The organism is Propioniciclava sp. LT432 (assembly GCF_059515965.1).
In genome coordinates this window covers 21,236-31,490 of sequence record NZ_JCAKNE010000014.1, presented here as the reverse complement: position 1 = coordinate 31,490, position 10,255 = coordinate 21,236, and the positions used below count along the sequence as shown (strand labels likewise).

At 71.1% G+C, this 10,255-nt stretch carries 9 protein-coding genes; 6 read left to right on the top strand and 3 right to left on the bottom strand.

Annotated features, from left to right (window positions below; genetic code table 11):
• Positions 1 to 10: 10 nt before the first annotated feature.
• The 3 genes from AC5YDV_RS09350 (at position 11) to AC5YDV_RS09340 (ending at position 3,398) form a co-directional block, all read left to right on the top strand.
• Positions 11 to 1,282: a right-handed parallel beta-helix repeat-containing protein gene (locus AC5YDV_RS09350; RefSeq protein WP_496183275.1), complete on the top strand. Its 1,272-nt coding sequence runs from the start codon at positions 11 to 13 to the stop codon at positions 1,280 to 1,282.
• Between the two features lie 149 nt (positions 1,283 to 1,431).
• Complete coding sequence (locus AC5YDV_RS09345) at positions 1,432 to 2,343, top strand: hypothetical protein (protein ID WP_496183276.1); 912 nt, start codon at positions 1,432 to 1,434, stop codon at positions 2,341 to 2,343.
• An 83-nt stretch (positions 2,344 to 2,426) separates the two neighbouring features.
• Positions 2,427 to 3,398: an alpha/beta hydrolase gene (locus AC5YDV_RS09340; protein ID WP_496183277.1), complete on the top strand. Its 972-nt coding sequence runs from the start codon at positions 2,427 to 2,429 to the stop codon at positions 3,396 to 3,398.
• Between the two features lie 30 nt (positions 3,399 to 3,428).
• Here AC5YDV_RS09340 and AC5YDV_RS09335 read toward each other — a convergent pair whose 3' ends face one another.
• From AC5YDV_RS09335 to AC5YDV_RS09325, 3 genes are all read right to left on the bottom strand, one after another.
• On the bottom strand, positions 3,429 to 5,348 hold the full coding sequence (locus tag AC5YDV_RS09335) for a M3 family metallopeptidase (RefSeq protein WP_496183278.1): 1,920 nt from the start codon (positions 5,346 to 5,348) through the stop codon (positions 3,429 to 3,431).
• A gap of 91 nt (positions 5,349 to 5,439) precedes the next feature.
• A complete protein-coding gene (locus AC5YDV_RS09330) occupies positions 5,440 to 7,287 on the bottom strand; it encodes an ABC transporter ATP-binding protein (RefSeq protein ID WP_496183279.1) in 1,848 nt (615 codons plus the stop codon).
• 52 nt (positions 7,288 to 7,339) lie between these two features.
• Positions 7,340 to 7,933, bottom strand: a complete 594-nt coding sequence (locus AC5YDV_RS09325; RefSeq protein WP_496183280.1) for a GNAT family N-acetyltransferase — start codon at positions 7,931 to 7,933, stop codon at positions 7,340 to 7,342.
• Positions 7,934 to 8,050: 117 nt separating this feature from the next.
• Between AC5YDV_RS09325 and AC5YDV_RS09320 the strand changes: the two genes are divergently transcribed.
• Genes AC5YDV_RS09320 through AC5YDV_RS09310 form a run of 3 tightly spaced genes read left to right on the top strand, consistent with a single transcriptional unit; the run spans position 8,051 to position 10,230 of the window.
• The gene (locus AC5YDV_RS09320) at positions 8,051 to 8,665 is read left to right on the top strand and encodes an early set domain-containing protein (RefSeq protein WP_496183281.1); all 615 of its coding nucleotides are present in this window, start codon (positions 8,051 to 8,053) and stop codon (positions 8,663 to 8,665) included.
• A 10-nt stretch (positions 8,666 to 8,675) separates the two neighbouring features.
• Entirely contained in the window at positions 8,676 to 9,887 is a 1,212-nt protein-coding gene (locus AC5YDV_RS09315) for an MFS transporter (protein WP_496183282.1), read from the top strand.
• Positions 9,880 to 10,230, top strand: coding sequence for an MGMT family protein (locus tag AC5YDV_RS09310; protein ID WP_496183283.1), 351 nt, complete (start codon positions 9,880 to 9,882; stop codon positions 10,228 to 10,230). Before AC5YDV_RS09315 ends, AC5YDV_RS09310 begins: the two co-directional genes overlap by 8 nt.
• The last annotated feature ends 25 nt before the right edge of the window (positions 10,231 to 10,255 follow it).

The window sequence follows — 10,255 nt, the reverse complement described above, 5'->3', positions numbered from 1 at the left end:
CTTGCTCCGCATGAGGGCTCTCCGTCGGTCGGTCGCCTGCGTCGCCGCCGCCTGCCTGGTGCTGGCGGGTTGCGCCGCCCCCCGTGGCTCCGCGCCCTCGCCGACGCCCACACCGTGGTCGGCCGAGGTGTGTCGAGAGGTGGCCTCCGGGGTCGGAGGGGCGCTCCAGCGGCTGGTCGACCAGTACAACACCGCGGCACCCTCCGTCCTCCTGCCCACGACGCGTCCGTTCGCGGAGGAGGGCAGCACCGATGTGACGGCTGCGATGGACGCCGCCGCGCGTGCCATCACCGAGCACGGGTGCCCGGCGTCGGATGTCCAGGCGGAGGTCGGCCGTGGCCTCGCAGCCGTCGAGGCGCGCGGGCCCGTCGGCCGAGCCGTCCGGGACAGGGTGGTCGCGGGCATCGAAGGCCGGATCGCGAGCGGACCGGCCGAGCGCACCCTCGGCCCGGACGCCGACCTGGCCGCCGCGCTGGCGGAGGCGCCCGCAGGCGCCACGCTCCACCTGGACGCGGGGGAGTACCGGTTGGCGTCCACCCTCGTCGTGCTCGACGGCGTGACCATTAGCGGTGCGGGCCGGGACGCCACCGTCCTGACCTCCAGCGCCCCCGACGTGTCGATCCTCGTCGCGGCCGATGACGCCGTCCGGCTCGCGGACCTGTCCGTGGTACGCACCGCCGACTCGTTCGGCTCGGGAATCGTGGCCGGCGGTGGCGCGTCCCTCGTGCTCGACGGCGTCCGGTCCACCGGGGCGCGCCGAGCGCAGGAGCAGGGCGGCGCGGGCATCCTGATGGCGGATTCGGGGGACCAGACCGCTGGTCGTGGGACGACGCTCGAGGTGAACGGCTCGGAGTTCCGGGACAACGACTGGGCGGGAATGGCGGTGACCGGGGCGCATCGCGTCAGCGTGCAGGGCACGACCTTCGCCGGGAACGGTGAGTGTGGTGCCTGCTTCTTCGACTCCGCCTCGGGTTCCATCCGTGATGCGACGTTCACCGACAACGTCGTCGGCCTCGCTGTCACCGGCCGGTCGACCCCGGCCGTGGCGAGCAGCACGATCACGGGAGGGGAGATCGGCCTGCAGGCGGAGGGCGACTCCGCTCCCACCGTGGACGGGCTCCGGGTCGAGCGTGCGACACGGGCGGCGGTGATCGTGACCGGCGCGGCCACGGGCGCCATCGCGCGGACGACGTGCGAGTCCGTCCCGTACGGGATCGTGGTGGGCGACAAGGCGGCGCCGACCCTCACCGACAACGCGTGCGCGCTCGTCCGCGGCGCATGATGGGCCCAACGGTGCGGGCGGAAGCCCACGATGCACCCAGTTCCGCCATGCCCACGATGGCGTCGCGGGCACCGGACGGCCCCGCACGTGTGATTCAATCGGCAGGACAGGAGTCGCCGGGGGCGGCGATTATAGGGGAGAGGTTGTCCATGAGTGGAACCGCGGCGTCCACAAAGGTGTGGCGGCGTATCGGCGTCCATGCGAGGGAGGCACTGCTGCGCTCGCTCAACCCGGTGGAACTGCGCACCATCCTGGCTGACGTGGCCCGTACGCGGGCCGCGGACCAGACGGCTGCCGACCTCATCAAGCGTTGGCGCGAGGACCGGCTGCTGATGCCGAGCCCGCTCGACCCGCGGGAGGCCCTGCCCGTCACCTCGGCGTTGTGGAACCTCGTCCCGCAGGAGTTCATCGGCGTGACCCTCAGCCAACTCACCTCGCTGGGCACCGGCATCCACCTCGGCGGACGCGGCCAGAACCGCGTCGTGTCGACCATGCGTGGCACCGAGGTTCTCGCCGATCCGGTCCACGGGCTGGCGCTGGAGGCGTCCCGCCGTCGGCGCAGCGGCCACTCGCGCGTCCACCTCGCCACCCATGCCCGCTGCACCCACGCGTGGGACCAGAGCGAGGAGTCCTCGCACGAACTGCGCTTCTCACTCGTCTCGAGCTCACCGGACGGTGGCGGCCTGAGCACCGAGGCCGACCTGCTCGACCTGCACCTCGACTACTGGCGCGAGGCGATCGGCACGCTGGTCCCGAACGGACGCATCGAGCTGACCGTCTGGGACAACACGCTCGCCGGCCTCATCGAGTCCCGCGGGACGCGTGACGACATCATCGTCATCGAGGGCTCCTCCGACGAGCGGCGTCCGTGGCGCAATCCGTACACCACGGCGGCCTTCCAGTTCGTGGTGGAGGGCGAGGAACCGGTCGAGCTGGGCGACGGCGGTTTCGTCACCTGGACCCAGGCGCTCACGCGCAATCGCAAGGACCGCTGCCTCGTGTCCGGCATCAGCGTCGACGCGCTGGTCACGCACACCTGGCACGACGACCACCACGCGTAGGCGTCCGAGGAGTGGCGCGGGCCTTTCCCCACGCGACCCATCTCCAGCAGGCTGGGCCACCCGACCCGCACGAAGGAGTGCCCATGTCTCAGCAACACGAACGCATCGACCCCGAGTCACTCGTCAACCTGCAGGCGCTGCTCGCCGCCCTCCCCGGCGGGTTCAACGCCATCCCTGACATCGTCGCCCGCCGTGCGGCGTCCGCCCAGCTCACCGCCGCCGATCTCGAGGCGGCAGGCGGGCCGGACCAGTCGGTCTATCGGGAGGACCGCACCGTTCCGGGGCACGACGGCGACCCCGACGTGGACGTCCGGATCTACCGCCCGGTGGACGCCGAGCCGGGTTCGGTCCTGCCCGGCATCTTCTTCGTCCATGGCGGCGGCATGATCATGGGTGACCTCGACGGTGAGGACGCCATGGCCGCGCGGTACGCCCGCGAGGTGGGCGCCGTCGTCGTGTCGGCGGGCTATCGCAAGGCCCCCGAGCATCCGCACCCGGCTCAGTCGCGCGACTGCTGGGCGGGCCTGACCTGGATGGCGGCCCACGCCGAGGAACTCGGCCACGACCCTGACCGGCTCGTCATCGTGGGCGGTTCGGCGGGCGGCAACCTGGCCCTGGCGACCGCGCTGCGTGCGCGCGACGAGGGCGGTCCGGCCTTCCGGCTGATCCTGGCCGCCTACCCGATGCTGGATCCCTCGAACACGACGCCCGCGAGCCAGTCGATCACCGAGGTCGGCATCTGGGACCGCGCCGGCAACATCGAGGCCTGGGAGTGGTTCCTGGCCGGCGCCGAGCCCGACAAGTACGCCTCGCCGCTGCTCGAGACCGATTGGACCGGCCTGGCGCCGATCTTCATCGACGTCGGCACCGAGGACATGTTCCGCGACGAGGACATCGCGCTGGTCGCGGAGCTGGTCAAGCAGGGCAACCCGGTCGAGTTCCACCTCTACCCGGGCGCCTACCACGCGTCCGAGGTGATCGCCCCGGACGCCGAGCTGTCCCGCCGCATCATGGCCAACCGGCTGGACGCCGTCCGCCGCGCCGTCGCCCGCTGAGCTGCCCCGCGAGGGCCGAGGGCCCGACGCCTACGCGGCCAGCCAGGCCGCGTAGGCGTCGAAGCTGTACGGACGCCCGAGGAACTCCTCGACGAGGTCCGCGGCGTCCTTGCTGCCGCCCTGGGCCAGCACGGTGTCGCGGTAGCGCGTCGCCACCTCGGGATCGAAGAGGTTGTCCGGGTCGAAGGCGGAGAACATGTCCTTCGCGATGACCAGCGACCACATGTAGGTGTAGTAACCCGAGCTGTACCCGTCGAGGTGTCCGAACGAGGTCGGCATGCACGTGCCGTCGACGTAGGGGAACATCGAGTACTGCTCCTGGAGCTCGCGGGTCCGGGCGACGAGGTCGTCCGGGTTCTCGAGATGCAGCCGGTAGGACAGGGCCGCGTAGAACATCTGCGTCCGGGCGAAGAAACCCTTGCCGAAGTCGTCCGCCGCACGCATCCGGTGGACCAGGTCGGCCGGGATGGCCTCGCCGTCCGCGTTGGTGGCGAACGAACCGAGGACGTCGGCGTCCCACGCCCACTCCTCGAGCATCTGGCTGGGGGCCTCGACGAAGTCCCACTCGGTGGCGACGCCGGAGAACTCCGCCCAGTGCTGGTGGCCGCCGACGAGGTGGTGGACGAGGTGCCCGAATTCGTGGAACAGCGTCACCACGTCGCTGTGCTCCATCAGCCCGGTCGGGAGGTTGCACACGAGCGTTCCCTCGGGATGCTGGCGGCCGGCGATGCCGTTGGCCAGGGTGAACTGGGCGGCGTGCTTGAACTTGCCCTCGCGGGGGTGGAGGTCGAGGTAGATGCGACCCTGGGGCGCACCGTCCGAGGTGCGTGACACGTCGTATGCGGTGACGGACTCGTGCCACACCGGGACGTCCACCGGCGTGTAGGTGAGGCCGAAGAGGCGTCCGGTCACCTCCAGCAGGCCGGCCCTGACCTTGGCGAAGTCGAAGTATGTCCGGACGCGCTGGGCGTCCACGTCGAGCTGCTCCTTGCGGTGCAGCTCGGCGTAGTGGGCGGTGTCCCACGCGTGGACGCGGTCGGCGTCCGGACGGTCCTGGCGCAGGCGCTCCAGCAGGACGGCGACGTCACGCCGGGCCGGTTCGAGGGCCGCGTCCGCGATCTTGTCGATGAACGCGGCGATCGCGTCGCCCGACTTGATCATCTTGATCTCGGCGTCGTAGTCGGGGAACGACTTGTAGCCGAGCAGGGTCGCCAGCTCGGCCCGCAGGGCGAACATCTCGTGGAGCACCTCGACGTTGTCCGGGAAGCCGATCGTCAGCGAGGCGACCAGCAGGTCGCGGCGAGCCGTCTCGTCGTGAGCGAAGGTGCGGAAGGGGATGGCGTCCGGGTAGTCAGTGGTGACCGTGACGAGGCCGTCCTCGCCGACGGGGTGCGCGTCGATCCAGTCCTGGGGGAGGCCGGCGAGCTGGTCGGGGGTGACCTTGATCGAGCGTGTGCCCTCGCGGATGGTCCGCCCGAACGTCTGCCCGAGCACTGTCAGCCGGTCGCGGATCTCCTTGATGCGCGCGCGGGTCGGCTCGTCGGCGGCCACGCCCGAGCGACGGAAGGCGCGGAGGCTCTTCTCGAGCACGCGGGCGGCCTGCGCGTCGAGTCCGTCCACATCCAGGGCGGCGAAGACCGCGTACAGCTCGGTGTCCAGGCCGAGTTCGGTGGACATCTTGCGTGCCTCCAGCGCGGCGCGCTCGGCGGCCTCGCGCACGTCGGCGTCCGGGTGGACCTCGCTGAACAGTTCGGCTCCGGCGGAGAGGTTCCCCAGGAGGATGTCGACCTCGTTCCACGCCTCGAGCGTGGCGAGCGTCGTCGCCGGCGGGGCGGCCTTCAGCGCCTCGACCCTGGCGCGGACATCGGACAGGGTGGCGTCGGCGTTGGTGTCGACCCAGGCAAGGTAGGCATCGGCGGCGGGCAGGGTCAGCGGCGCGAGTTCGGTCACCCGGCGATCCTAGCCAGCCCCCGATGCATTTCCGGGTGGAGGAACCCCAAGGATCCTTGGGGTTCCTCCACCCGGAAATGCATCCGGGGGGTCACCCGGTGATGTCGAAGGCCGCCATCCGCTGCTTGTCGCGCTGGGTGCCGGACTCCTGCAGCGCCAGGAGTTCGGCGTAGATGCCGTCGGTCCGGGCCAGGTCGGCGGGGGAACCGACCTCGTCGATCCGGCCGTCGCGCAGCGTGATGATGCGGTCGACCGTGCTGATGGTGGAGAGGCGGTGGGCGATGATGATGCTGGTCCGGTCGGCCATGAGCTCCTCGAGGCCCGCCTGCACCAGCCGTTCCGAACGCGAGTCCAGGGCCGACGTGGCCTCGTCGAGCACCAGCAGCGGCGCGTCCTTGAGCATGGCGCGCGCGACGGCGATCCGCTGCTTCTGGCCGCCCGACAGCTTCACGCCCCGCTCGCCGATCAGCGTGTCGAACCGGTCCGGCAGCTTGGCGATGAACTCGTACGCGTTGGCCCGCCGGGCGGCCTGTTCCAGTTCGGCTTCGGTGGCGTCCGGACGGCCGTAGGCGAGGTTCTCGCGGACGCTGCCGGAGAAGAGCGAGGCGTCCTGGAACACGACGCCGATCTGTCCCCGGACCTGCGCCAGCGGCGCCGTCATCGTGTCGGTGCCGGCGATGGAGATCGTGCCACCGTCCGGACGGTAGAAGCCGAGCAGGAGGTTCACCAGCGTCGTCTTGCCGCCGCCGGACTCGCTGACGAGCGCCACGCGCTCCCCGCGCCGGACTTCGAACGTGATGTCGTGCAGCACGGCGGCGTCGGAGTCGTAGCCGAAGCTGACGTGCTCGAACGCGATCGTCGGGGCGTCCGCGACGACCGGCCACTCGGTGGGCCCGCTGAAAGTGGTCGACGTGCCGCCGGGAGCGGCGTCCAGGTCGGGGGAGCGGACCGGTCCCACGGCGGCCATCGGCTCCGGGACCTCGTCCATCACCTCGAAGTAGCTCGTCGAGCCGGCGATGGCGTGCTGGGAGGAGTCCACGAGGAAGCTCATCATCGTCACCGGGGTGCGGGCCATGGCGACCAACTGGATGAGCAGCACCATGTCGCCCAGACTGAACTGACCCGACGCGGTCTGGGCGAAGATGATCAGGTAGATCCCGAAGAAGACGATGTTGAGGGAGCCGCGGCGGGCGACGTCCATGCGGTGCCACCACGAGGACTGCGTCCGCGTCGTCGCGACCGCCCGTCGGTAGTGGTCGTCGAAGGTGTCGAGCTCCGAACGTTCGCGGACGAAGCTCTTGGTGACCTTGATCTGGCCGATGACCTCGGCGAAGCGGCCGCCCGCGGCGTCCAGCTCGGTGTTCTTCTCACCCTCCAGCTTCTGCCAACGCTTGGACGTCAGCGCGGTCAGCCACGTGAACAGCGGGTAGATGACCAGCAGCAGCAACGCCAACGGCCACGAGTAGAAGAAGGAGATGCCGAGCACCGCGAAGACCGTGATCAGCGTGGGGAAGAAGTTGTTGCTGAACATCTGGACGAACTGCGTGACCTCGGTGATCGAGCGGTGCAGCTTGTTGATGACCGTGCCGGTCAGCTGTCCGTCGAAGTAGCGCTGGGGGAGCGACAGCAGCTTCGCGTAGTAGCGGGAGCTCAGGATCGCTCGGAGGCGCATCGACATCGTGTCCCCGAGGTAGCCGGCCACGTTGCTCAACAGCGTGTTGAGGAGTTCGGCCACGAGCAGCGCGAGCGTGAGGACGACGAGCGCCGTCAGTCCGCCCCCGCCGCCGTTGACCTGGGCGACGACCTCATCGGTGGCCCGGGCGATGATGAACGGGGTGGCGAGGGCCGTGGCGGCCACGAGGATGGACGTGGCGACGATGCCGGCGTACCACGGCCAGAGTTCGCGGGCGGCGGTCAGCACGCGCAGGAGGGTCCGCACGGCGGTCCTTTCATCGATCGGGTCGGGAGCACTGTACCTACCCCCGGGGGTATCAGGGACGGTTCTCGAGCAGGTGGGCCAGGTGGGTCCGGACGGCGGGCCACTGCCCGTCGATGAGTGAGTACTGGGCGGTGTCGGTGACGGTCCCGTCGCGCAGGACGCGGTCGTTGCGGATCCGCCCCTCGAACACCGCCCCCAGCCGCTCGATCGCGGTCCGCGAGGGGTGGTTGAACCAGGTGGCGCGGAACGCGACCCGGCGGCATCCCCACTCCTCGAACGCGTGGCGGAGCAGGAGTTGCTTGGCCTCGGTGTTGATCCCCGTGCGTCGCGCGGACGACGCGTACCAGGTCGAGCCGATCTCCACCGCGGGGATGGCGGGGAGCGGGTTGAGGAACGTCGTCACCCCCACCACCGCCCGGTCGGACAGCCGGCGGACGGCGAACGCGAGCCTGCGGCCGGACGCCGTCTCGGCGAGCTTGGCCGCGATGTCGGTGTCGACCTCCTCGGGGGCGGGGGCGGTGGTGTACCAGAGCTCCCAGACCCGGCCGTCCAGCGTCGCCGCGCGCAGCGCGTCCGCGTGTGACGCCGCGAGCGGCTCGAGGCGGACGTGTGCCCCGGTCAGGGTGATGGGGTCGAGGAGGGCCACGTGGCGTCACCCTACGCCGGGCAGCTGCGCGGGGCACGTCGGCCGCCGCTGGGCGGGCCGAGTGTGGTTCTTCGGCGAGGGGTGGGAGAATGGGCGCTCCTCCAGAAAGGTCCTCGCATGCTGCAGCGCACCAGCGTGGCCGAAGTCGGCCAGCGAAAGCTCACGTTCTCCCTTCCGCTCGAGTGGGCGGGGCGGGCGAGCGTGGTCGGCAACTTCAACGACTGGACGCCGGGGGCGCTCCCGTTCGAGGCCGCCGGGGAGGTGGCCGAGGCATCCGTGAGCCTTCCGGAGGACTACACCGTCGTCTTCCGCTACCTGGGGGAGGGAGACCACTGGTTCGACGAACCCGAGGCCGACTTCGTGGACGCCGGCGGCAGCGTCGTGATGCGCGTGGAGTCGCGCGACGCCGCGGTCGTGGTCGCCGGCTCCGGGAGTGGGGCCGATCATGAGGAGGCCACCTGGGTGGCGACCCCCGAGGTTCCCGTCGAGGTCGCGCCGACCGAGGCGTCCGAGCCGCGGCTGCCGTCGGCGGCCGAGCGATCGGTGACGGTGACCAAGAAGAAGAAGCACAAGGCGGAGAAGCAGGCCGAGAAGGCGGCGGCCAAGGCGCGCCGGAAGGCCAGCGACCTGGCCGCCAAGGTGACCAAGGCCGCCGACAAGCAGCGCAAGGCCGTGGCCAGGGTGGCCAAGGAGGCAGAGCGGCTCGCCAAGAAGAAGGCCAAGAAGAAGTGACGCCGCGGTGATGCGCGCCCAGACCCTCCTGTGGCTGGGTGCCACCGGGGTGGTGCTGCTCGCCTTGAACCTGCGGCCCGGGGCCACGTCGTTGGGGCCGGTCCTGGCGGAGGTCCGCGACGGCCTCGGCATGGACGCCGCGACCGCCGGTCTCCTCACGGCCGCCCCCGGGCTGGCCTTCGCCGTGTTCGGCGCGATCGCCGTGTCGGTCGGTCTGCGCCTGGGGCTGTCGGTCACCCTGTTCCTGGCTGCCGTGGCGGCGGCCGCGGGCCTGCTGGGGCGGACGTTCATCACGTCGGTCCCGCTGTTCTTCATCCTGACGCTGGTGGCGTTCGCCGGGATGGGGTTCGGCAACGTCCTCGTCCCCGCCTACATCAAGGGTCACTTCCCGAACCGGACGGCGGGCCTGATGGCGGCCTACACCGTCAGCCTGTCCATCGGCGCGACGACCGCGACGCTGGTGGCCGCGCCCCTGTCGGTCTCGGCGCCCGGCGGTTGGCGGGCCTCGCTGGGCCTGTGGGGGCTGACAGCCCTGGTCGCGGCCGTGCCGTGGGCGTTCCTCGCGGCGTCCGAGCGGAGGCGTCGCCTGGCCGACCTGGAGTTGACGAAGCGCCCCTCCGGGTCGGTCTTCGGGGTGGTCGGGTCGCGCCGGGCGGTCGCGTTGGCGGTGTTCTTCGGCATGCAGTCCATGCAGGCCTACGTGCAGTTCGGCTGGGTGGCGCAGATGTTCCGCGACGGCGGGCTCGACCCCGCCCAGGCCGGAGCGATGGCGTCCCTCATCGCGGCGTTCGGCATCCCGGGCGGGCTCGTGATGCCGCTGGTGGTGGGTCGGGTGCGCGACCCGCGTCCGGTCGTCGTGCTGTTCGGCGTCCTGTTGGCCGTCGGCTGGATGGGCGTGTGGCTCGCGCCGACCGTCCTGCCGTGGCTGTGGGCGACGAGCCTGGGCATCTCGGGCTTCGCGTTCCCGATGGCGTTGGCGCTGATCACGGCGCGGACCCGCTCTCCCCACGTCACCGCGCAACTGTCGGGCTTCGCCCAGTCGATCGGCTACCTGTTCTCGGCGATCGGGCCCCTGCTGGTCGGCATCCTCTTCCAGACGACCGGCGGTTGGACGTTCCCGCTGTGGTTCCTGCTCGGCAGCGTCGCGGTGTTCACCGTCGCCGGGATCGTGGCGTCCGGGCCCGGCACGGTCGACGACGACCTGGCGACGTCCCGTGCGTGAGGACGCCGTGGGTCGCGTCCTGCTGGCCGCCGCCCTGGTGCCCGCCGGCCGGGTGGCGTCCTACGGCGACATCGGCGCCGTCGCCGGCGTGGGCCCGCGCCAGGTGGGGTCCATCCTGCGCGAGCACGGTGACTCCGTGCCGTGGTGGCGGATCGTCTCGCACGACGGCGTCCTCGTGCCGCTGGAGAAGGCGCGGCCCCACTGGGCGGCCGAGGGAATCGAGGTCAGGCCCGACGGGCGCGGCTGCCGGATCGGGGACTTCCGCGCGGACTTGGCGGAGTTGGCGGACGACTACCGGGCCGCCGTGGTGGACGCGGGTGGCAACCTTCCCGATATTGGTTGATTCTTCAACCAAGATCCTCGTATGC

Excerpts from the sequence above, each read along its gene's own strand:
- AC5YDV_RS09315 (WP_496183282.1), top strand. The coding sequence starts at position 8,676 with ATGCGCGCCCAGACCCTCCTGTGGCTGGGTGCCACCGGGGTGGTGCTG.
- AC5YDV_RS09350 (WP_496183275.1), top strand. The coding sequence starts at position 11 with ATGAGGGCTCTCCGTCGGTCGGTCGCCTGCGTCGCCGCCGCCTGCCTG.
- AC5YDV_RS09340 (WP_496183277.1), top strand. The coding sequence starts at position 2,427 with ATGTCTCAGCAACACGAACGCATCGACCCCGAGTCACTCGTCAACCTG.
- AC5YDV_RS09320 (WP_496183281.1), top strand. The coding sequence starts at position 8,051 with ATGCTGCAGCGCACCAGCGTGGCCGAAGTCGGCCAGCGAAAGCTCACG.
- AC5YDV_RS09345 (WP_496183276.1), top strand. The coding sequence starts at position 1,432 with ATGAGTGGAACCGCGGCGTCCACAAAGGTGTGGCGGCGTATCGGCGTC.